The organism is Anaerotignum sp. MB30-C6 (assembly GCF_030908465.1).
GTDB lineage: Bacteria > Bacillota > Clostridia > Lachnospirales > Anaerotignaceae > Chakrabartyella.
Genome location: NZ_CP133078.1, coordinates 2751533 through 2775000, shown reverse-complemented (window position 1 = coordinate 2775000; position 23468 = coordinate 2751533). Strand labels below are relative to the sequence as shown.

At 39.9% G+C, this 23468-nt stretch carries 19 protein-coding genes; 14 read left to right on the top strand and 5 right to left on the bottom strand.

Going from position 1 to position 23468, the window contains the following annotated elements; translation table 11 throughout:
- Positions 1–24: 24 nt before the first annotated feature.
- The 4 genes from RBQ60_RS13520 to RBQ60_RS13505 all read left to right on the top strand — a co-directional run bounded on the left by RBQ60_RS13520 (position 25) and on the right by RBQ60_RS13505 (position 5919).
- Positions 25–2679, top strand: coding sequence for a calcium-translocating P-type ATPase, PMCA-type (locus tag RBQ60_RS13520; RefSeq protein WP_307884200.1), 2655 nt, complete (start codon positions 25–27; stop codon positions 2677–2679).
- A gap of 236 nt (positions 2680–2915) precedes the next feature.
- On the top strand, positions 2916–4028 hold the full coding sequence (locus tag RBQ60_RS13515; protein WP_307884199.1) for an aminotransferase class I/II-fold pyridoxal phosphate-dependent enzyme: 1113 nt from the start codon (positions 2916–2918) through the stop codon (positions 4026–4028).
- Between the two features lie 185 nt (positions 4029–4213).
- The gene (locus tag RBQ60_RS13510; RefSeq protein WP_307884198.1) at positions 4214–4501 is read left to right on the top strand and encodes a hypothetical protein; all 288 of its coding nucleotides are present in this window, start codon (positions 4214–4216) and stop codon (positions 4499–4501) included.
- A 383-nt stretch (positions 4502–4884) separates the two neighbouring features.
- Positions 4885–5919, top strand: a complete 1035-nt coding sequence (locus tag RBQ60_RS13505; RefSeq protein ID WP_307884197.1) for a PocR ligand-binding domain-containing protein — start codon at positions 4885–4887, stop codon at positions 5917–5919.
- A gap of 141 nt (positions 5920–6060) precedes the next feature.
- Here RBQ60_RS13505 and trmL read toward each other — a convergent pair whose 3' ends face one another.
- Positions 6061–6549 (bottom strand): tRNA (uridine(34)/cytosine(34)/5-carboxymethylaminomethyluridine(34)-2'-O)-methyltransferase TrmL, encoded by a 489-nt coding sequence (trmL, locus tag RBQ60_RS13500; protein ID WP_307884196.1) that lies wholly within the window; start codon positions 6547–6549, stop codon positions 6061–6063.
- A 165-nt stretch (positions 6550–6714) separates the two neighbouring features.
- On the opposite strand from trmL, the gene RBQ60_RS13495 reads away from it, so the two are divergent.
- Positions 6715–7140 carry a Fur family transcriptional regulator gene (locus RBQ60_RS13495; protein WP_307884195.1) on the top strand — a complete coding sequence of 142 codons (426 nt, stop codon included), beginning with the start codon at positions 6715–6717 and terminating at the stop codon, positions 7138–7140.
- A 104-nt stretch (positions 7141–7244) separates the two neighbouring features.
- Positions 7245–8417, top strand: coding sequence for a DUF2812 domain-containing protein (locus tag RBQ60_RS13490; RefSeq protein WP_307884194.1), 1173 nt, complete (start codon positions 7245–7247; stop codon positions 8415–8417).
- A 120-nt stretch (positions 8418–8537) separates the two neighbouring features.
- Here the strand turns inward: RBQ60_RS13490 and RBQ60_RS13485 are convergent, their stop codons facing one another.
- A complete protein-coding gene (locus RBQ60_RS13485) occupies positions 8538–9767 on the bottom strand; it encodes a glycosyltransferase family 2 protein (protein ID WP_307884193.1) in 1230 nt (409 codons plus the stop codon).
- Between the two features lie 197 nt (positions 9768–9964).
- Here RBQ60_RS13485 and RBQ60_RS13480 point away from each other — a divergent pair, with 197 nt between their 5' ends.
- Positions 9965–10663, top strand: a complete 699-nt coding sequence (locus tag RBQ60_RS13480) for a response regulator transcription factor (protein WP_307884192.1) — start codon at positions 9965–9967, stop codon at positions 10661–10663.
- Entirely contained in the window at positions 10663–12612 is a 1950-nt protein-coding gene (locus RBQ60_RS13475; RefSeq protein WP_307884191.1) for a sensor histidine kinase, read from the top strand. The genes RBQ60_RS13480 and RBQ60_RS13475 overlap by 1 nt, the downstream gene beginning before the upstream one ends.
- Before the next feature lie 137 nt (positions 12613–12749).
- Here RBQ60_RS13475 and nrdG read toward each other — a convergent pair whose 3' ends face one another.
- Together nrdG and RBQ60_RS13465 are read right to left on the bottom strand one after the other, a co-directional pair.
- A complete protein-coding gene (gene nrdG, locus RBQ60_RS13470) occupies positions 12750–13259 on the bottom strand; it encodes an anaerobic ribonucleoside-triphosphate reductase activating protein (RefSeq protein ID WP_307884190.1) in 510 nt (169 codons plus the stop codon).
- Positions 13260–13263: 4 nt separating this feature from the next.
- Positions 13264–15612, bottom strand: coding sequence for an anaerobic ribonucleoside triphosphate reductase (locus tag RBQ60_RS13465; RefSeq protein ID WP_307884189.1), 2349 nt, complete (start codon positions 15610–15612; stop codon positions 13264–13266).
- A gap of 247 nt (positions 15613–15859) precedes the next feature.
- Here RBQ60_RS13465 and RBQ60_RS13460 point away from each other — a divergent pair, with 247 nt between their 5' ends.
- The 6 genes from RBQ60_RS13460 to addA all read left to right on the top strand — a co-directional run bounded on the left by RBQ60_RS13460 (position 15860) and on the right by addA (position 21971).
- Positions 15860–16126 carry a YlmC/YmxH family sporulation protein gene (locus RBQ60_RS13460; RefSeq protein ID WP_307884188.1) on the top strand — a complete coding sequence of 89 codons (267 nt, stop codon included), beginning with the start codon at positions 15860–15862 and terminating at the stop codon, positions 16124–16126.
- A gap of 76 nt (positions 16127–16202) precedes the next feature.
- Positions 16203–16670 carry a transcriptional regulator NrdR gene (gene nrdR, locus RBQ60_RS13455; protein ID WP_307884187.1) on the top strand — a complete coding sequence of 156 codons (468 nt, stop codon included), beginning with the start codon at positions 16203–16205 and terminating at the stop codon, positions 16668–16670.
- Between the two features lie 95 nt (positions 16671–16765).
- On the top strand, positions 16766–17038 hold the full coding sequence (locus tag RBQ60_RS13450) for a hypothetical protein (protein ID WP_307884186.1): 273 nt from the start codon (positions 16766–16768) through the stop codon (positions 17036–17038).
- Positions 17039–17173: 135 nt separating this feature from the next.
- Positions 17174–17407, top strand: a complete 234-nt coding sequence (locus RBQ60_RS13445; protein ID WP_307884185.1) for a chorion class high-cysteine HCB protein 13 — start codon at positions 17174–17176, stop codon at positions 17405–17407.
- Between the two features lie 278 nt (positions 17408–17685).
- Positions 17686–18267, top strand: a complete 582-nt coding sequence (locus RBQ60_RS13440) for a hypothetical protein (RefSeq protein ID WP_307884184.1) — start codon at positions 17686–17688, stop codon at positions 18265–18267.
- Positions 18268–18287: 20 nt separating this feature from the next.
- Positions 18288–21971, top strand: coding sequence for a helicase-exonuclease AddAB subunit AddA (gene addA, locus RBQ60_RS13435; RefSeq protein ID WP_307884183.1), 3684 nt, complete (start codon positions 18288–18290; stop codon positions 21969–21971).
- 259 nt (positions 21972–22230) lie between these two features.
- On the opposite strand, the gene RBQ60_RS13430 is transcribed toward addA, so the two are convergent.
- On the bottom strand, positions 22231–23142 hold the full coding sequence (locus RBQ60_RS13430) for a M23 family metallopeptidase (RefSeq protein WP_307884182.1): 912 nt from the start codon (positions 23140–23142) through the stop codon (positions 22231–22233).
- Between the last annotated feature and the right edge of the window lie 326 nt (positions 23143–23468).

The following is a 23468-nucleotide window of genomic DNA, read 5'->3' as shown; positions in this document are numbered from 1 at the left end:
AAAACAAAGGATGGATGTGAGAATATGGATTGGTGGAATCAAGAGTCAAAAGAAGTGGGTCAGTCTTTGGGTACTTCTTTGGAAAATGGGCTTTCCATAGAAGAGGGGAGAAAAAGATTAGCTGAAAAGGGAAAGAATATCCTTCAGCATGAAGGGACTGACAGCGGAATCATAAGAAGGTTTTTTGCCCAATTTAATGATTTTATGGTTATGTTGCTCATAGCGGCTGCTGTGATATCCTTTGGAGTGTCTTATTTGAATGGAGAAAAGGATTTTATTGACTCTATCATTATTATCGCCATTGTTGTATTGAATGCTCTTTTAGGGGTAATACAAGAAAGCAAAGCCCAAAAAGCATTGGAGGCATTAAAAAAGATGTCGGCGCCAAAAGCCGTGGTGCTTCGTAGTGGGAAGCGGGCTGAAATCCCCTCAGAGGATGTGGTGGTTGGGGATATTATGCTTCTAGAAACGGGAGGATACATATGTGCAGATGGACGAGTGATTGAAAGCCGAGGTTTAAAAACCGAGGAAAGTGCAATTACGGGGGAGTCTTTGGCTGTTGAAAAAGAAACAAAAAATTTTTCTAAGGAAACTGCTTTAGGCGATAGAAAAAATATGGTTCTTTCGGGAAGCTTTGTTTTGGGTGGAAGTGGACGTGCCATTGCAACTGCAACGGGCATGAATACGGAAATTGGCCGCATTGCCAATCTTTTGGCAGAACAAGATGATCAAGAAACACCATTACAGAAAAAGCTTGGCCAAACGGGGAAGACCTTAGGCATGGGAGCATTGGCAATCTGTGCTATTATTTTTGTAATGGGTATTATGCGCCAAGAACAGCCCTTTAATATGTTTATGACCTCCGTTAGTTTGGCAGTTGCCGCAATTCCTGAAGGCCTGCCTGCTATTGTAACCATTGTTTTGGCCATAGGGATGCAAAGGATGTCTAAGAAAAATACAATTATACGCCGTTTGCCTGCAGTAGAAACCTTAGGCAGTGCGGCGGTTATTTGTTCTGATAAAACTGGGACTTTGACACAAAACAAGATGAAAGTTGTTAAAATTTCTGACTATGGGAAACAAAGAGATGAAGAGAAAAGGCAGTTAATTCTTACTTTATTTGCCCTTTGTAACGATTGTCGCAGGGAAAAGGAGAAATTGGTTGGGGATCCCACAGAGCGGGCTTTGGCCGAAGCGGCGGAAGAAGGTGGAATAAAGCTTGAGGATGTGCAAAAAGAGATGCCAAGGGAGGGGGAAATTCCTTTTTCTTCGGAGAGGAAGATGATGACAACACTGCATTCCATGGGCGATGGTACATGGATGACTGTAACTAAGGGCGCCCCAGATATTTTATTTGATTGTTGTAGTAAATGCTTGGAAGGACACAGGCAGGTTGCCTTTGATGGCAGCAAAAAAAGTAAAGCAAGAATGCAAAATGGTGAAATGGCGGCAGGAGCCTTAAGAGTGGTTGCAGTTGCGTTTCGGGAGTGGAAGGAAAAGCCTGACCTGCGAAAAAAGGACACGGTAGAAAGGGATATGGTTTTTGTTGGTATGGCGGGGATGATTGATCCACCCAGACCCGAGGCGGCAAATGCCGTTGCCCTTTGTAAAAAAGCAGGGGTTCGCCCAGTTATGATAACGGGGGACCATGTCCTTACTGCCCAGGCCATTGCCACCCAACTGGGTATTTACCAAAAAGGCGATACTTGCATCACTGGGCAAGAATTAAGTGCCATGTCCGATAAAGATTTGTATAGTGCTGTTTCCCATTGTACCGTATTTGCAAGGGTTGCCCCAGAGCATAAGGTACGTATTGTTAAGGCTTATCAGCAAGATGGTAGCGTTGTGGCAATGACGGGGGACGGTGTAAATGATGCTCCAGCGTTAAAAGTAGCGGATATTGGCTGTGCCATGGGAAAGAGTGGCACAGAGGTTGCAAAGGGTGCGGCGGATATGATTTTGACGGACGATAATTTTGCCACCATTGTAGAAGCGGTGAAGGAAGGTCGTGGGATTTATGATAATATCCGAAAAGCGGTACACTTCCTCTTATCCAGTAATATTGGGGAGATTATCACCATTTTCGCTGCTATGTGTTTTGGTTGGGCAACTCCCCTCTTACCCATTCACCTCTTATGGGTGAACTTAGTAACAGACTCCTTACCTGCCATTGCCTTAGGATTAGACCCCGTGGAGGAGGACTGCATGGAAAGACCCCCTAGAGAGAGGGAAAGTACTTTATTTGGTGGTGGATTGGGAAGTAAGATCATGGTAGAGGGCATGATGATTGGTATGCTGGCTTTACTTGCTTTTGCCATTGGACACATTTATTTTGATCAGGAGAAAATGTATGTTACTGGAAGAACCATGGCCTTTGCAGTGCTTTCTTTGTCTCAGTTGGTTCATTCTTTTAACATGCGTTCAGAGCATTCTTTATTTGCCATTCATCCCTTTGAAAACCGCTGGTTAGTAGGAGCTTTGATTTTAGGTACGTTGTTGCAGGTAGGGGTAATTATGGTACAGCCTTTGGCTACCGTATTTAAAGTTGCCCCTTTAGATACTACGGAATGGCTGGTGGTTGTTGCATTAGCACTTATGCCTTTACCCATTGTAGAACTGGAGAAGTGGAAAGATAGACTGTTGGATCGCAAAGGAGAAGGAAAAGAACTTGTATCATAAAGAACTTATCATAGAACATGCTTGGGGCCGCCTCAAGCGTGTTTTTATCTTTTCTGGTCAAAGGAGGGAATGTAACCTAGGAAAGTTGATAAATTCTAGGGTTACTGCCTTTTGAAATATTTGGAAGCATGCTGTTGTCTCTGCTAGATGGATTTGCTATACTATAAAAAAGTCTTTACCCGCCCCAAAGGGCGAGACGAGTTAGAACTGGGATACTTAGAAAGAGGGAGAAATAAATGTACAGAACTGTTTATAGTCCCCAAGGGGCACGAGTAAATTTAGATGGACGGGAAGTTATAAATATGGCATCCAATAATTATTTAGGTCTTGCCAGCCATCCTGACGTAATACAGGCGGCGAAGAAGGCTTTGGATGCGTATGGCGTAGGGACTACGGCCAGCCGAAATATTGTAGGAAATTTTCCTGTGCATAATGAACTAGAGAAGGCATTGGCAAAATATAAGGATGTGGAGGCTACCTTGGTATTTAATTGTGGTGTTTCTGCAAATACAGGGGTGATTCCATTTTTGGTGGGAAAGGGCGACGTGATTTATAGCGATGAGCTGAACCACGGCAGTATCATTGATGGTTGCCGTCTTTCTCGTGCCCAAATCAAGGTTTATCGCCATAAAGATATGGCATCCTTGGAAGAACTATTAAAAGAACCTGTGAAAGGGAAAAAACTTATCGTTACCGATGGTGTTTTTAGTATGGATGGGGATTTGGCACCCCTTCCTGAAATTGCTGACCTAGCAGATCAATATGGTGCTATGTTCATGGTTGACGATGCCCATGGGGACGGTGTAATGGGCCCTATGGGAAGGGGTACCGTAGATCACTTTGGTCTGCGTCATCGAGTTTATGTGGAAACGGGTTCCTTATCAAAGGCTTTTGGTTCTGCTGGTGGATTTGTGGCAGGTTCAAAAGAGTTCATAGAGGCATTACGTCCTAAGGCAAGAAGCTTTATTTTTACAGCATCCCCCATGGCGCCTTGTCTTGCGGCGGCGGCGTTAAAAGTGATAAAGATGGTTTCGGAAGATGAGTCCTATGTAAAAAAATTATGGGAAAACCGAGAGTATTTTGCCAGACGCATTACCAAGCTTGGCTTGAATATTGGAAGTACTGTAACACCTATAATCCCTGTAATTGTAGGGGATGAAGCGTTGGCCCAGAAAATGAGCCAAGATTTATTTGAAAAAGGTATCTTTGCCCAAGCAATTCTATTTCCTATGGTTCCTAAGGGTGCCGCTCGTTTGAGAGTGATGATTTCTGCGGGGCATACGAAGGAAGATTTAGACTTGGCTGCCAATGCCATTGAAGAAAGTGCAAAGGCCATGGGGATTATTTGATATGGATTAAAAATAAGAATTGATTTTTAATGATTACAGGGTTTTGATATAAAAACTTTAGACTTAACATTAGCCGAAAGGATATTTCTAGAAATATCCTTTTTTGTATTTAAAGTTACTTTACAAGAATTTTCAGCATTGAAATGTTTTCCGTTGGAAATACTGTGAAAAAAGGAGGCGAGAATATGTTAAGTGATGGATTATTTGAATTACTAGAAAAAGCAAAAAAAGATAGTTCTCTACGAAAAAAAATTTTGGATACAAAAAAGGCGAATGACCCTGAATTGGCCCTCTGTGAGCTTGCAACAGAATTAGACTGTGCGATTACTGTGGGTGAGATATATCAACAAGGACAAAGGTATTTAGCAGATTTAGAGGATGGTTGCCTTGGCTCCACACCACCTAGAGAAAAATGGGGAGACACCTACGAGCAATTTATGGCGTCGATTGAAGGAATGGAAGAGGGAAGATAGAATTTAAAATTGAGTGGTATACCCCATTTGTGCAAGGAAAGATAGAATTGCCAGATGGGGTATTTTATTATTTCCATAGGTTTTTGGCGATAGAAAGGCTTTTCTTGTGGTGAAGGTCATGTTTAAAACTTTTAAACTCTTTCTCAAGGTGGATTATTACTAAAGAATTATGAGGCTTTAGGTATAGTATCGTTTTTTCCTTTGTATCATAAGATTATTTTAAAAATGGATTTTTAAGGTGGTTTCATACATTTATTTACATAAATAATTGATAAAGTTATATTACACCTGCATTGACAGGGATTAGCCGTAGTGATAACATGAAAATAAATGGAGTTTGTAACAATTTGGAAGTTCAGTATTTATTTCAAGGGGGCGGGAAAATGGTAGAAATTACGAATGGAACAATTGATTTGGACAAGTTAGAAGTGGCGGATATTATTGAAATTCATTTGCTGCAAGATTTTTTGGATAACTTTGCACTGGGTATGAATTGTGCAGCGGTTTCCGTTGACCGAGAGGGAAGAGAGATCACATCCCCTAGTTATTACCGTGAGTTTTGTAGTAATTATATACACAGTTCCTCTATTGGTGATGCCAGATGTGCCACTTGCCATAACGATATGGGCACAAAGGCGGTTAAAACAGGGAAGCCCCATATTGGAAAATGTCATGCCAACTTGATTGACTTTGCCTGTCCTATTGTTGTCAGAGGGCGGCATTTGGGAACTGTGCTGGGGGGGCAAATATTAGATTCCGAACCCCAAGAAGGGGAAATGAGAAAGGTAGCCAGAGAGCTAAATTTAAATGACAATGAGCTATGGTCTGCGTCCCATAAAATAGATATTGTTCCTATGAAGAATATCCAAGCGGCGTCAGAAGTTTTAAATCTCGTTGTAAATGCGTTAGCGGAAAATGGTTATAACAGATTAGAAATAGAAGTATTATCTAAAGTGCTGACAGAGAACTTTAAGAATATATTTAAAACAATCGAAACTGTAACATTATCAGCCAAAGAGATGTATGGGAATGAAAATGAGCTTTCTGAGAAAATAACAGAAGTTAGTATCGTAACCAAGGAGATTTCTGATATACTAAAATCCATTGGGAAAATCATTAGTCAAACAAAGTTATTAGGCTTAAATGCTTCGATTGAGGCTGCCAGGTTAGGCAATGAAGGAAGGACTTTTGCCGTAGTGGCAAAGGAAATACATACTCTTGCGGAAAGCTCTAATGATACGGTTTTAAAAATTGATGTTCTAAACGGACAAATACAAGAAAAAATAGGCCAGACCATTCAGGACTCAAATATTACTTTAGAAAGTTCACAGCACCTAACTAAGGCTATGGAAAATTTGCAAAAAATGGTGCAGGAATCCGTTGTGATTGCGAAGAACTTAGATGAGTTATTTAAGTAAACAAAGAATGGGATAAAAAAATAAGAAGTTAAAGCTTAATAGGCTATCCACCGGTCTTTTAAAAGGGCCGGTGGTTTTTCTTTTGATGATATGTTTCAATAAAAAAGGCAAGGGAGCCTTGCCTATAAGAGTCTAGGGTTTTTACCAAGTGTGATTGTGTAATTGCCCTTCAAAAAGCATACCGGGGAAGCCCTTCTGGCGAAGAGCCTCGTAGATTACAATGGCTACGGAGTTTGATAGGTTTAGGCTTCTAGCCTCTGCCAACATGGGGATACGGATGGTATTTGCTTCATACGCCATGAGGATTTCTTCTGGGATACCTGCACTTTCCCGTCCGAACATAAAATAGTCATTTTCCTCATAGGTTATATCAGAATATACATGTTTGGCTTTTGTCGTCGCCATCCAAAGGCGAACTCCTTGATTTTTTTCAATAAATTCTTGGAAATTATCATAATAACGAATATCAAGAAGATTCCAATAATCTAAGCCTGCACGCTTTAAATATTTATCATCTACCGAAAACCCCAAAGGTTTAATTAGGTGTAAAACAGAGTTGGTGACAGCGCATGTTCTTGCAATATTTCCTGCATTTTGCGGTATCTCAGGCTCTAAAAGTACAATATGCATAGTATGTCCTCCTTTCAATTTATGTTTGAAATTGTAGCACAAACCAAGGCATAAAACAATATTTTGAAAAGTGGTTTTTTATATGTTGGCTTTATTTACTATTGACTAATTTGCTGTTATGCATTATTATTATATAAAAATAGTTATCGTTTAGGAGTTTTGCATATGAGAGAAACTGCACAGATTTTAAGAGAAAAAGGTCTAAAAGTAACACCACAGCGTATTGCAGTTTACAATATGTTGTTAAGTACCTCAGAGCATCCTAATGCGGAAACCATCTATAAAGCACTAGAACCAACAAATCCAACAATGAGCTTGGCTACGGTTTACAAAACCTTAGATTTTTTTAAGCAGCTTGGATTAGTTCAGGAACTGAATGTGAGAGAGGGAAGTTCTCGTTATGATGCTGTTGTAAAATGCCATCCCCATACGGTTTGTACCGAGTGTGGGCAGGTAAGAGATTTATACATGGATGATTTGACGGATATTCATAAAAAGTTAGCGAAAGAGTTAGATTTCGAAGTGGAATGTGAACAGCTGATTCTTTATGGGATATGCGCAGATTGCCAAAGAAAACATGCAGAAGGTTAATCCGTAAGGGTTAACCTTTTTGTTTGGTTGACAAATTTTAAACATATTGATATATTCAATATGGTACAATCTGGATTTTAATTTGTTTAATAAGGAGGTTTTCTATGGAAAAACGACTTATTCCAGTAAATATATTTGATACAGTGGCCATGGAACAATGGCTATCACAAATGGCTGATGAGGGCCTTATATTAGATTCTTTTACGGGGAAAAAAGCCAAGTTTAAGGATGAGTGTTGCCAAAAATTAAAATATCGCTTAATACTAAAAGAAGTGGAAGATGAAGTAGTTCCAAGTACAGTGATAGAGCCATTTGAAGAGAAAGGCTGGAATTTTGTAGCTGTCCTTCAAAGAACATTTTATGTTTTCTCAAATAGTGATGAATATCCAAATCCTATTCCTTATTCAAAAGAAGAGGAGCGGCGTCTGTATGAAGAACTTGAGAAGAAAAAGCGTAACAGTATGTGGCTTGCAGGTGCAGGAGTAATTTTTTTTCTTGGGGCACAGTTGGCAATACTTTATATGAGTTTTGATGACTATATTCTTGGGTCAGAAGAATACCGTGGCTATGCCTTCATTATCGCTATAATAATTTATACGATGCAGAGTATCCGTGAATATCGCTCCTATGTCCTTATCAAAAAGAAGTTGGAAGGTATGGATTCTGGTGTGGAAGAAGATTCACCATATATTCCTACTACCAAATGGATTCGTGCGGAGACAGTTTTGAATTTTTTCGCTTTTGCAGTTTTATTTATTCCCATTATTACCGAGGGAGTTGGATTGTATAACTATGATAAGGTGGATTCTGCAAAAATTAGTGTGCCTTTTTCCTATGTGACGCTTGAGGAAATTGAGACAGAAAAACCTGAAATGGAGTATTGGAACGAGGGTACATATATAGACACAAGGACATCTCTTTTGGCTCCTATTCAGTATGAGATAGAGGAGTATGGAAGAACAAACTACGTTTTGAATGGAAAGATGCAGAGGGGTGATGCCCACATTCGGTTGACCTATATTGAGTTAAGATATGAAGCATTAGCCAATGGGTTACTTCAAAAAATGATGAGACTTTATCATACAACTAAGTTTGAAGAAGAGGATTTGGATGTGGATCAGGTTTGGATTGCGGAAAGTGTAGGCGATACAAAGATCTATTTACAGAAAGATAATAGAATTCTTGAAGTAATGTATTGGGGAGAAAGGGATATACTGTCCCACCTCAACGAATTTTCCCTTATGGTACAGGAAAGTCACCCTGCAGAGAGTGTATAAAATAAAGGCGAAGGGAATTAAATATTGAAAGAAAAAAGCGGCAGAAACATATCTGTCGCTTTTATGTATGGGGGTAGTTTTGAGTAATCTTATTTGGTTAAACAATAGCAATGCTACCTGTTAAGAAGTGGGGAGAGAACTTTTGTTTTTCCCCGTATGACGAATTTCTTTCCAACTGCTTGTCTCTTTAAACAAGCTCAATACCTGCAATGGAATCCAAGATGCCATAAAAATAGGAAACATAAAAATTGCTGAGCGCATTTCTTTTGGGAACACTTTCTTTTCTTGGTGATAGGTAAGAAAAACCGCCATAGAAAACATAATGCTATAATAGAACACAAAGTAGGCCCCCATAACTTGGAAGAAGTTTAAGATCCCATCTCCACCGTCGAGGACGGCTGCCAAGAAGGTTAGACCTAGGGGAACAATAGACAGTGCCTGGGCAAAAGCCCCCATTAAAAACATGGTAAAATCCGCAGCAAAAGCCCAATTTGGCTTAAAAAGTCGTTTCACTAAACTTGTGAATTCAAGTTTTGCCACCTGCATAATACCACTACACCAACGACGGCGTTGTACCAAGGAGGTGCGAAAGGACGTGGGCTGTTCGTCGTATGTGATGGCATCGGGTACCCACCAAACACGCTCCCCTAGTAATGCGCATTGTGCGGAGAACTCTGCATCCTCGGCTATGGTTGCGGTATTCCAACCGCCAAGCCTTTCTAAAACATCTTTATGTACTGCAAAGCCTGTACCTACTAATTTTGCGGAAAGGCCACAAGCACCTCTTGCTTTGTTGAAAAATAAATGAAATAGGTTAAAATATATATTATAGCATCCTGAAACCCAAGAGGCATGGGCATTGCACGCTAGTTGTCGACCCTTTACAACTTTTGCTCCTGCATCAAAGGCATCATTGATTCTAAGAAGGAAATCGGATTTCACGATATTATCAGAATCGAATATGCAAAAAGCATCATACCCTTTTTTTTGTAGCTGCATCAATGCCTGATGTAAGGCATCGCCCTTGTGTTTTACAGGGAAGGGACAGTGGATTATTTGGGCGCCATAGGCTTTTGCTGTGCCTTCCGTATTGTCAGTACAATTATTGGGAATGACGAATACGTCAAATAATTCCTGTGGATACTCTTGTTTTTGAATGCTTTCGATAAAACCTCCGATTACAGATTCCTCATTTCTGGCGGCGGTCATGACGGCAATGCGACGCATTTTTTTTGCTTGGGGATATTGCACTTCTTTTTTTAATGCGAAACAAGCGATGCCACCAAAATATAAGCTAATGAGTCTTAGAAGCAATCCCAGCACAACTGCTACCCATAGTAGTTCTTCCACTTTATATACCACCTTTCCGAACTTTTACAAGTTTTTATTGTCTTCATTAAATATAGGGTATATATTTTAAGAAGAACTTAACAAAAATCTTAATAAATACGAAAATTAGAATCTTAAGGGAAAATTAAAAAAATTCCCGATGGTTTCTTAAGGGCTTTTTTATACAATGAATTTACAGAATGACGGAGGTGTACTTCATGTACAATATTTTAATTTGTGATGATGAGAAGGATATCGTTTCTGCCTTATCTATTTATCTTTCTACGGAGAATTATAAAATCTTTACTGCGTATACAGGAAAAGAGGCCTTACAAGTGGTTGAAAACAATGATATTCACCTAATTTTGATGGATATTATGATGCCTCAAATGGATGGTATTTCGGCTACGGCAAAGCTTCGGGAGTCTTCCAATATACCCATTATTTTGCTTACGGCAAAGAGTGAAGATAGTGATAAAATCCTAGGGTTAAATATTGGTGCAGATGATTATATTACAAAGCCTTTTAACCCCATAGAAGTAATGGCACGGGTGCGTTCTCAGTTAAGGCGGTATACTTCTTTAGGGGGTATGGCGAAAAAAGCTTCCCATTTGGTTATCGGCGGTATAGATTTAGACGATGAATCTAAAACCGTTACTGTGGACGGCGAGCCCGTTTCGTTGACCCCTAGCGAATATAACATTTTAAAACTTCTTATGGAAAATCCCGGGCGTGTATTCTCATCTACCCAAATTTATGAGCAAATTTGGAATGAAGATGCTTATGGTTCAGGTAGTGTTGTAGCGGTACACATTCGTCATCTGCGAGAAAAAATTGAAATCAATCCCTCGGAACCTCGTTATTTAAAAGTGGTTTGGGGTCTTGGTTATAAAATTGAAAAGGAGGCTAAAGAATAATGACAAAGGTCACCCATAATCTCGGGTTTAAAGTTCTGGCCTTATTCCTTGTGGTGATTTCTGCGGTTTCAGGTTTAATTAGTGTATCTACTGTGATTTTGGGGGGAGAAAGTGGTTTTTATAGTGGTAGCCCTCACTCTTATTACGAAACATCTTTGTGTGAAAGGACAACCAGACAATATGCTGATGACATTTTTGATCTGTACAAGTATGACCCGATAGGGTTAGAGGAATGGAAAGCAAAGGGTAACTCGAATTTCGGTTTTCAAATTTTTGATGGCGGAGGAAATATATTAAATCAAGGTAATGTACCTGAAGTAGCAGGGGCAACCAAAAGCTTTACCTACTCTATTTTTGAGTATTATGACTCAAATGGAAAATGGATTGAATATGATGAGCCTTTGGTTATTCAACTAAAAAGCTATGTGAAAAGCCCGCTAACGGCTTCGGATAACTATTGGATGTCATATCAACTTTATGAAATGGCTTATAACCTTAGAATGTGGATGCTTCTTTTGGCATTGGTCAGCATGCTAGTATTTTTTGCTTCTTTAATCTACTTGTTATGTGCCGCAGGACACAGGGGGGATAGTGATGTGATTACGCCAAACCTTCAGGATCGTATCCCTTTGGAAATTTATTTTGGTCTGGTGCTAATGTTGGGAGCGATCCCCGTGGCAGGACTTCATGAAATTTATCCTTTTAATAGTTTTTCCCATCTAATTGTCCTTTTGAGTGTTCTGTTTTATCTATCGGCCTTAGGGGTGGCGGTATTAATGAGCATTAGTACAAGACTAAAAATGGGGAAATGGTGGAGAAATTCTATCACCTATTGGTTTTTCCATATTGGATGGAAATTTGCTATTGCTGTGGTTACTACCATGAGAGATGCCATAACCGCTTTACCTATGACTTGGAAAGTAGGGGTAGCATGGCTTTTAATTTCGAGCTTTTATTTTGCAAATTCCTATAATAGCTTTAGTGTTTTTGTTGTGAATTGCATTATTATGGTGTTGCTTCTTTCCACCTCAGCCCAGCTGCAAAAACTGAAAAAAGCAGGGGAACAGTTGGCCAACGGAAACTTAGAGTATAAGGTGGATATTTCCAGAATGTTTCGCACTTTTAGACGTCATGGGAACAATTTAAATAGCCTGTCTAAGGGTGCCTTGATTGCCATGGAGCAAAAAATCAAAAGTGAACGATTAAAAACGGAGTTAATTACTAATGTGTCCCACGACATTAAGACCCCGTTAACCTCTATTATCAACTATGTTGACTTATTAAAAAAACAGGGGTTAACAGGACAGGCACAGGAGTATTTAGAGGTTTTGGATCGTCAATCCAGACGGTTGAAAAAACTAACAGAGGATTTGGTAGAGGCATCGAAGGCGTCAACAGGTAATATTTCCGCCAATCTGGTACCTACGGATCTTTGTGAGTTGGTTCATCAGGGGGTAGCAGAGTATGAAGAAAAACTGGAACTGTCAAACTTGGAAGTAGTGATTACCGCTTTGGATGAACCGATTTATGGTATGGTTGACGGTAATTTGACTTGGCGTGTATTAAGTAACCTTTTGAGCAATGCTTGTAAATATTCTCAGCCTGGAACAAGGGTTTATGTGGATGTTGCAAAGAAAGGCCAGTATGGGTTAATTTCCATGAAAAATATTTCTAGGGAGCAGCTAAATGTTGCACCCGATGAATTGATGGAACGCTTCGTGCGAGGGGATAGCTCTCGTTCTACGGAGGGCAGTGGTTTGGGACTAAACATTGCCCGTAGCTTGGTGGAAATACAAAAAGGGAAGTTTACCCTTTCCATTGATGGCGATATGTTTAAATCTTTTGTGCAATTTCCTTTGGCAAAAGAGCCGAACCTTCAAGAACAAAAAGAAGATGAAGATGAAGGTGCGGTGCAGGAAGAACAGGGGGAAAATGAAGAAATCAGGTAAAAAATAGGAATATAAAAGAAACCCCACTTAGCCAAAAGGTTACAGTGGGGTTATTTTTATGAATGGAGGACAGTCATAGAGGGTGTGTTTGAGTCATAAAAAAAGGCATCCAAGAAAGGATGCCTTTTTATGCAAGTTTAGAAATCAGTTTCTCTTTCCCAAAGAACCACTTCCCCTTGCTCAAGGGATTTTTTTACGTCCATCAGCCGTTGGTTTTTGCTTCCGCAAAATTGTAGTTCCAAAGACCGTTGTTCTTTCAAAAAAGGCCCGTCAATTAATACATCTATATGTTGTAAGAGATTCATGACATTGGGATTTTTTTGGTCTAAAAGATTTTCCCATAGATATCCGGTATATGCCCAAACATTCAGCCCCAATTTTTTTGCACCTTCGGCAATATGTTTGCAGGGGATGGGCTGATCTAAGGGTTCCCCGCCTGATAGGGTAACACCATCTAACAGAGGGTTTTCTGCCAAAGCCTTAAGGATCAAATGGGTATCCCCAAGGAACCCGCCTTGTGGGTCATGGGTTTGGGGATTATGGCAGTCAGGGCAGTGGTGGGGGCAGCCTTGGGTAAAAACCGTTAGCCGTATCCCTGGACCATCTACGATAGAATCATTTACCATACCGCTTAGTCGAATTTCCATGGAATCAACCCTTCTTTGCGTCCATTTTTACATCTGCAACAACAGAGTGTTTTACTCGATCTTTCACCTCGGCACGTTTTGCGTTATTAAAGCGATCTAAGGTGCCAACTAAATATCCAGTAATACGACGAATACGCTGGAACCCTACTTCGCCATCATCTTCTTTTCTACCGCAACTAGGGCACGTATCCCCGATGATACCCGTATATCCACAAATTGGGTCACGATCAATGGGATGGTTGATGGAGCCGTATCCGATATTTTGGGTTTTCATGTAGCGGATAATTTTTTCGAAAGCGTCCAAGTTTGTGCTAGGGTCCCCATCCAGCTCTACATAAGTAATGTGGCCAGCATTGGTCAGGTTATGATATGGTGCTTCAAGCTGAATCTTTTTGAAGGCGCTGATGGGGTAATAAACTGGGATATGGAAACTGTTTGTATAATATTCTTTATCCGTAACCCCTTCGATATCACCAAACCTTGCACGGTCCATACGGATAAATCTTCCGGAAAGGCCTTCTGCAGGGGTTGCCAATAAGGTAAAGTTCATGCCTGTTTTTTTAGAGTATTCATCCATACGGCTACGCATATGGCTTATAATATCAACACCTAAGTTTTGAGCGATTTCGCTTTCGCCGTGATGCACGCCGATGAGGGCTTTTAAGGTTTCCGCTAAGCCGATAAAGCCCATGGATAATGTTCCGTGTTTGATTACTTCACGTACTTCTTCCGTGGGAGCTAATTTATCGCTGTCAATCCATACGCCTTCGCCCATAAGGAATGGGTAGTTATGCACTTTCTTCTTTGCCTGAATTTCAAAGCGTTCCAACAGTTGTGAAACAACCAAATCAATCTTGCTATCTAATTCTTTAAAGAACCAATCGATATTTTTGTTGGAAAGAATAGCAATACGAGGCAGGTTGATGCTGGTGAAGCTTAAGTTGCCTCGGCCGGGGGTAATTTCTCGGTCATTGTCATGCACGTTGCCCATTACTCTGGTTCTGCAGCCCATGTAAGAAATTTCTGTATCAGGGTCCCCTTCTTTGTAGTACTTCAGATTATATGGTGCATCCTGAAAGGAGAAGTTGGGGAACAAACGCTTTGCGCTGACACGGCAAGCTAATTTAAACAAATCATAGTTTGCCTCTCCAGGGTTAAAGTTAATTCCATCCTTCACACGGAAAATCTGGATAGGGAAAATTGCTGTTTCGCCATTTCCCAAGCCGGCTTCCGTTACCAAAAGCATATTTTTCATTACCATGCGTGCCTCTGTAGAGGTATCCATGCCGTAGTTTACAGAGGAGAATGGGGTTTGTGCCCCTGCACGGCTATGCATTGTATTTAAGTTGTGCAGCAAGGCTTCCATTGCTTGATAAGTTGCCTTATCTGTTTCTTCCGTTGCTTTTTTTGCAGAGAAGTCCTTTGCTTTTTTATAGATTTCGGGAGTTACCCCTTCTTGCAGCAGCAATTCTTCTTCTGCTTTATCGAATGCTGGGTTTGGATCCAATGTGGGATAAAACCCACTTTTTTCAAGCTTTACAAATGCTTCTTTTGCTATTTGACCCATCTTTGGGTTATCCATGACTTCCAAAAGGGAGGCTAAATTGGAGCAATAACGCTTTTTATATGTTTTTGCAACCCCGGGTGCCAACCCACGGTCAAAGTTTGAAATAGACTGTCCGCCATGCTGGTCATTTTGGTTAGATTGAATGGCGATACAAGCCAAAGAAGCATAACTTGCAATATCATTTGGCTCTCTTAAAACACCATGGCCTGTGGAGAAACCACCTTTAAACAATTTAATTAAGTCAATTTGGCAACAAGTTGTTGTAAGGGTATAAAAGTCCAAATCGTGAATATGAATGTCGCCGTTTCTGTGGGCCTCGGAATGGGCAGGGTTTAAAACGTAGCTTTCATAAAAGTGCTTTGCCCCTTCAGAGCCATATTTTAACATGGCACCCATGGCAGTGTTTCCATCGATGTTTGCATTTTCTCTTTTAATATCGCTATCGTTAGCATCTTTGTATGTAATGTCTTGGAAGGTTTTCATTAATCTATCGTTCATATTGCGTACACGGGTACGTTCGGCCCGATACAATATATAGGCTTTTGCGGTACGGACATAGCCATGATCAATGAGTATTTTCTCAACCATATCTTGGATTTGCTCAACAGTGGGGGATGTAATACCATCCTTTTCGAAGTTCTCAGAAACTTCTTGTGCAAGGTCTAGACAAGTTGCAAAATCCTTTGCTCCTACTGTGGCTTGAAAAGATTTTTCAATGGCGTTAGCGATTTTGTTGATGTCAAAATATGCGGTTCTACCATCACGTTTTTTAATGGTTGTGATCATAAAGTTATGCCCCTTTCATATTTTTATCTTTTTTGTCTTCTTTATATATGCTGAATAATTTCAATGAAGTTACAAAAGAAATGATAAAAACACAATATATAGTTGTTTTAATTATATTATCCGTACATATTGTATTCCTTTCCGAAACTGACGTCAAGGGAAAATAATAAAAAAATCAAATTTGGCTAATTTCACGATGGAATGGCATAAACTGGTATAAATGTACTGGGAAGGGGAGACAAAATCCATGAAATGGGAGCGATTTTCGTGTCTGAAGGAGAAAGAAGTCATTAATATTTGCGACGGAAAACGGTTAGGATTTGTTTGTGATTTAGAAATAGATACCCACTCTGGGAAAATTTGCACCTTAATTATTCCGGAAGATGGTGGGAAATGGAACTTTTTTTGTAAAGAGCAGGCCTACTTTGTACCTTGGAGGTGCATCAAGAGAATAGGTGATGACATTATTCTGGTTGAAGTGGATGCCTCGGATGTTTTGGTAACAGATGAATGAGACCTTGACCAAAAAGGTATTCTTACCGTATAATTGTGGGCAAGAGGGTAAGAATATTGATAAAGGGGGAAACATTTTGAAGTGTCCTTTTTGTAATTATGCAGATACAAAAGTAATTGATTCAAGAGCACAGGATGATAATGCAGTCATTCGTCGCCGTCGCCTTTGTGAAAGCTGTGGAAAACGCTTTACAACATATGAAAGAATAGATATGATTCCTATTACTGTAATTAAAAGAGACGGTACAAGGGAAATTTTTGACAAGACAAAGTTAATCGGCGGTATCATGAAGTCCTGTAATAAACGCCCTGTCACAGCAAAACAAATTGAAGAATTGGTTGATGATGTGGAAAATGCAGTGATTGGCAGTGGTGAGAGGGAAGTAGAGAGCAAAGTAATCGGTACGATGGTTATGGATCGCTTAAAAGAATTAGACGAAGTAGCTTATGTGCGTTTTGCTTCCGTATATCGCCAATTTAAAGATATTAATACATTTATCGATGAGCTTGAGAAAATGCTCAGTGAAAAACGAAACAATTTATAATATTGTTGTTAAATCACGTAATTTTTTCCCTTTGGGCTTTTTGCTCAGAGGGAACTTTTTTATACGGATAAATCTAAACTTTATGGAGGTTTATAATGGAACAGAAGGTAAAGGCGATGTTTGCATGGGCTTTAGAGGGAGAAAAAACTGCAAGGCTTTTTGGCGAAAGATATAAAAAAGCAGGAATAGAAGTTACTTTTCACGGAGAAGCTGTACAAGATGAGCTGATTCTGCTGGGGCAAAAAGGGGACATGACCCATGTTTTGTATTTTTTAGACCATGAAAAGCTGCTTTTGGTTAGCCTTGCAGATGAAATGGGGGGCTTTACCGTGGAGGTTTTGGTGGAGGAATTGATACTTCCTTGTTAAAACTTGTACAGAATTTTCCCGACTTTTGTATGAATAAGAAAGAAAAAAAAATAAATATAGACAGGCAATATTTTACAAAATACCTCATAGGATAAAATTGTAAGCAAAACTTATTACTTAAGGAGGTATTTTAGTATGTTTGGTTTTGGTTGTGGAAATGGTTGTGGCAATGAAGGCTCTTCTTGGTTATGGATCATTATTTTATTATGCTGCTGTGGCGGTAACAACTTTATCGGTGGCAACAGTTGTGGAAATGGTTGTGGCAATGATGGTTCTTCTTGGTTGTGGATTTTGATTCTCCTTTGCTGCTGCGGTAATGGCGGTGGATGTGGATGTGGCAACCAGATTGGTAACTGTGGCACTTGCTAATTTGCAGTGCAGTAATGGCTTCATACTAGGAATATTAAGTAGAACAAAGTAATTTCTACAGCGGTTAATGGTGTTAAATAAATTGCATTTCCTTATCCGCTGTAAGCATGAAAAAAGTTTGTAAATTCAAGCTTTTTTCATAGGGTGTAGATGTTCTATACCTTTGGGCTTTCCCGATTTTTGGGGAAGCCTTTCTTTTTTTGCGAACGAAAAAGAAGGCATCTTTGGCATCATTCCTTTACAATAAAAGAAATAGCATTATTGAAAGGGGAATATTTATGATAAAGCTGAATTTTAAAAAAGATGAGCGCTGCAAGGTGCTGATTGAATACTGCAAGTCTTATTTTGTGGAAAGAGCATATAATCTGGAAAATCAATTTTATAGTGCCTTTTATGTGCAGTGCGCAGAAAGTACAGCGGCGGATGTATATGAATCCTTTCTGGAAACACCTATGGAACATAATTATTTCAGGAGTAATTTGGAGCGTATGGATGAAAGAGTAATGATACGATTTTTTAAGCTTGCTGCCATATATCACACCATAAGGGTGGTTAGAAGGCGTAAGAAAGAAATGTCGTGGGAGGATATCAAAGAGGCTTTATTTCATGTCTATGACTTGACGGAAAGTGAAAAAGAAATGGCGGATATTTTGCAGCGATGCGCCTTTATTTATCAGGCAGGCTTCCAAGATTTATTTATAAAAACAACAGCAAGGTATATATTTGGCGATAAAGTGCTTTCTACATTTTCCTTCGCTTTCATCGGTAACTTCTGGTATAATTCATATAGTAGTTTTATGGGTTCGTTTTCCGGATATGTACCTTTTCATGTGCGTATGGAGCGAGCTATGGGACAATGAATTTGGAAGGATGAGGACCCATGGGGGAAAGCAGATGGACAGAAGAACAATTACAGGCGATTGAGGCACGAAACTGTGACCTTTTGGTTTCGGCGGCTGCCGGTAGCGGGAAAACGGCGGTGCTGGTTGAGCGAATCATCAGGCGAATTACAACAGATGACACGCCTACAGATGTTGACCGTCTATTGGTTGTGACCTTTACAAATGCAGCGGCGGCGGAAATGAGCCAAAGAATTGGGGGGGCTATTGCCAAGAAATTGGAGCAGGAACCTCAAAACTTGCATTTACAAAATCAGCTGACACTCCTTGCCCGTGCAGATATAAAAACCATCCACTCTTTCTGTTTGCAAACCATCCGTGAGTACTATCATCTTTTAGATATAGATCCTGCGGTAAGAACAGGTGACCCTGGCGAGGTGAGGCTATTACAAAAAGAGGTTTTAGATGATTATTTTGAGGAGCTTTATCAAAGCCAAGAAAACAAAGGGTTCTTGTTATTGTTAGAAACCTTTGGTGAGGAAACAGGTGACAGTAGACTTAAGGATTTGGTATTACAGCTTTATAACTTTGCCCAAGGATACCCAGACCCTGTGGGTTTATTAGAAGAAATGGCAGAGCAGTTTGCCTTGGGAGAAGGGGAAACGGTGGATTCCTGTGCATGGATAGACTTAATTCGAGAAGGAATTCGAGGGAATGTTTCTTTTGCAAAATATTTATTAGAAAAAGCAATGAAGCTGGCATCCTCCACCTCAGGTTTTGAAGCCTACCTTGAATGTTTGAAAAAAGAAGCCCAAGGGATGGAAGGTTTGGAAGAAGCCTTAGAACAAGGCTATGCCCAGTGGCATATGGCTTTTGTTCAAACAGAGTTTCCTAGGCTGCCTGCTTATCGGGGGGAAGAAAAGGAGCTGGCAGAGGACATTAAATCTTTGCGAAATGAAGCAAAAGATGTTCGAAGTAAATTAGGAGAGACCTATTTCTGTTTTGGTGAAGAAATGCAAAGCCAGCTGATTCGTTCCTTATATCCAGTGGCTAAGGCTTTGGCGGAGATGATTCGAGGTTTTATAAATCGGTTTGGTGAAGCAAAAAAAGTAAAGCTCATGATCGATTTTCATGATTATGAGCATTTTTGCATGGAAATTTTAGTGGAAAAAGGAAGCACCATTGACCATGTTGTACCCACAGCTGCTGCCGAAGAGATACAAAAAAGATACGATGAAATTATGATAGACGAGTATCAGGATAGTAATATGGTTCAAGAAATGATATTGGCGGCGGTTTCAGGCGAGAGTAAGGGCAGAAATAACCGTTTCATGGTTGGGGACGTAAAACAGAGTATTTATCGTTTTCGCTTGGCCATGCCCCAATTATTCAATAAAAAGTATCTAGAGTTTCCCTTGGTAGAAGGGGGCAAGTGCCGTAAAGTGATACTTTCTAAAAACTTTAGGAGTCGTAAAAATGTACTGGATGGAGCCAACTTTTTATTCCGCCAAATGATGTCTTTAGATTTTGGTGATGTGGATTACAACGATGAGACCGCATTATACCCTGGGGCAACTTTCCCAGAAACCCAAGAACATCATCATGGAGGAGAAAATGAGGTTATTTTGGTAGAAAGCAACAGCGCTTTGGAAGAAGATGTGATGGAAGAATTAGAAGACTTAAACCGCCGTCAGCTGGAAGCCATGGCAATTGCCAATAAAATTAAAGAGATGATGGACCAAGGGTATTGCGTGGTGGATAAGGAAAGCGGAAACTACCGCCCCCTGGAATATCGAGATATTTCAATTTTATTGAGGAGTATGAAGAACTGGGGCACAGTGTTAGACGATGTTTTTGGACAAGCAGGGCTGCCTTACTATGCTGAAACGGCAGAAGGCTACTATGATGTTCCTGAGGTTGACACTGTCTTAAATTTATTAAGATTACTGGATAATCCAAGGCAGGATATTCCCCTTCTTTCTGTACTACACTCCCCGTTATATAACCTTTCTGCCGATGATTTGATGCAGATGAGATTGACTGGTGGTAAAGGGCTATTTTTTGACTGTATCCAAGGGTATTTATCCCAAGGGGAAGATATGCAGATAAAAGAAAAGTTGGAGAATTTTATGGAGGATTTAACAACATGGCGCCGACAGGTAAAGGTGTTAACCCTTCATGAGTTGTTACGCTATCTTTATGAGGAAAGTGGGTACTACGATTATGTGGGCATGACTGCTGGTGGCAGTTTAAGGCAAGCGAACTTAAGGCTGCTGATTGAAAAGGCGGAGCAATTTGAAAAAGGTAGCCATAAAGGTTTATTTTTCTTTATTCGATATGTGGAAGATATCAAAACAGCGGAGGCAGAGTCTTCTTCGGCAAAGCTACAAAGCGAGGCAGAAAACTTGGTGCGAGTGATGACCATTCACAAAAGTAAAGGGTTGGAATTCCCCGTTGTTTTTGTGGCGGATACGGGAAAACAGTTCAACGAAATGGACCTTCGTGCCACAGTGCTTACCCATCAGCAGTGGGGATATGGTATGGATTATAAGGATATTGAGCATAGAGCGGTGTATCGTACGTTATCGAAAACAGCGTTGGCGGAAGTGATTCGTTTGGAAAATTTATCTGAGGAGCTTAGGGTGCTTTACGTTGCCCTAACAAGAGCCAAGGAAAAGTTGATTTTGACTGGAACGGTAAAAGACATGGAGAAGGCAATGAAAAAATGGGCAATGGTTGCCGATGGTAATGAACATCGTTTGTCTGTTTTTCGTTTGAGACGAAGCAAAAGTTATTTGGATTGGGTCATGCCAGCATTATTGCGGCACCCCCATGCAAAGTGGATACGAGATGAATTTGAACTCTCTAATGATGTTTCAAAGAAATTGTTTGCCAACGAGGCATCTTCTTGGAAATTTACTTTAAAAAGCAAGGGAGATATTTTGTTGCAAGCAGTGGAAGAAAAGTCCGAGCTAGAGGAACAAGAAAATTATTTTGCCACATGGGATACGGAAAAAGACTTCAGTGGCAGAAGAGAAGAAATTTTTAATCTTTTGAAATGGCAATACCCCCATATGTCTGCAACAAAACTGCCTACAAAGATTTCTATTTCTGAGGTTAAGAGAAAGTATATGGAAGAACTGTTGGGTGAGGGAGATTTACCTACCATAGACCTAAAACTTCCCAAAGAGGTAAAAAAAGACCGTCCATTAACAGCAGCAGAAATAGGGACAGCCATGCATGGGGTTTTGGAGAGTGCAGATTTACGGGTAGAGTATGATGAGGAAAAGCTGAATGCTTTGATTGAAGAAATACTTCAAAAAGGGAAACTAACGGAAAAAGAGGTTATGGCTTTAAGGAAGAAAGAGCTATTGCAATTTTTTGCTTCTCCTTTGGCAAAACGCATGAGAGAAAGTGAAGTCATAGAAAAGGAACGGCCCTTTGCCATGCTTATGGCTGCCAAGGAGCTTTACTTGGGTGAAGAATATGAAAATGTTGAGGATACTGTTTTGATAAACGGTATTATCGACTGTTTCTTTGTGGAAGGCCAAGGGTTAGTTTTGTTGGATTATAAAAGTGATCGCCTTTATCAGGAAGAGGCTTTTCGTGAGAGGTACAAAATTCAACTGCAGTTATATAAGCAAGCATTAGAGCAGGCTTTGGACAAGAAGGTAACAGAGGTTTATATTTATTCTTTCGCCATGGGCAAAGAGATTTTATTATAGGGTTTGTTTTGCACCGATTTTTGGAGGCTTATCGCTCTTTTACCAAAGACTGTTCCAAGTCAATGCAGTGACAGTATGGTTTTATACTTTTTTGAAAAATGTCGAAAGGTTTTGCTTGAACCTAGACTAAGGCTTTGTCTTATTAAAACAGTACAAAGGGATTCGCCTTTAAAAAGGGGGCTACCCCTAGAGATGAAAGAATAGCGGTTAACGAGAATGTTGAGGCGGAAATAAAAAAGGATGGCATAGCCATCCTTTTTTATTGATAATCCATTGGATCTTGATAAACTCCATTTAAACTAACTTCATAGTGGCAATGAATACCCGTTGATTGCCCTGTAGAGCCGGTGGTTCCAATGGTATCCCCTTTTTTTACAACATCTCCCGCAGACACATAGTTTTCCGAGTTATGTGCGTAGCGTGTTGTAAAACCGTTACCGTGGTCAATGACTACATAGTTGCCAAAGTCACTATGAAAGGAGGACTCTACAACGGTTCCCGCTGCAGTTGCAGAAATGGGAAGAATCTGACTACGTGTGGAGATATCGATACCCTTATGCATTCTACCATCACTTATGGAGGAGAGGCCATTGGGGTTAAATCTTGTGGATAAAATTCCATTAACGGGCATACCACTTGGGATATCGCTAAAAGCAGATAAGGTTTCCGTTACGTTTGTTGCTACTTCGCTGAAAGAAGTTCCTGTTTCATTCAAGCGAGAATCAATGCGATCTAGCTGAACAGACAAGGATGTAACCTTATTAAAAGAAGTGGTTACAATAGGTGTAAAGCTAGGAGCTGTTTGCTCTGTTTCAACAAAACAGCTAGCCACTGCATTAACAACTTCCGAAGAAGCACTGTCACTTGTGCTAATGTGATCAAGCTGATCATTCAAGTTGTTTTTCATATTTTCTAACTCGCTGATTTTTTCTTCTAATTCTGCGGCTTTATTTTGCAGGTCCTGAATGTTTTGGGTATAATCACTCTTTTCATTTTCTAAAGCTTTGGAGTTTTGCTCCAGCTTGCGATTTGTGCGTTCCACCTGTTGCAATTCCTGCTTGGAAGCCAATAAGTCGTTTTTCGCACCGAAGTATGAGCCCAAAGAAACAGCGGTACCGCCAAGGAACACACAGGCTGCCACACAAACTGCGAGAGCATGACTTTTTTTCAAATGAATTGCCTTTTGGTTTCCTTTATGGGAAATATGAAGAGATAAAAAGTGTTTTGTAGATTGATGTTCAAAAGATATATTTTCGTTGGGTTCCATGAAATTACCCTTTCTTGTTAATTTTGTATGTTAGTATTATATTCGAAAACCTAGATTTTGTAAACATTTATTTCATTAAATATTCAAATTTGTTAACAATTCGTTAACAAATAGCTGTTTTCTTTATAAATTTATCAAAATATGGTACCATACTTGAGGTAAGATGGACATTTTTTACGATAAAAAACATATTTTTTATCTATTTTGTCTTTGGAGAAAAGTGAAAATAT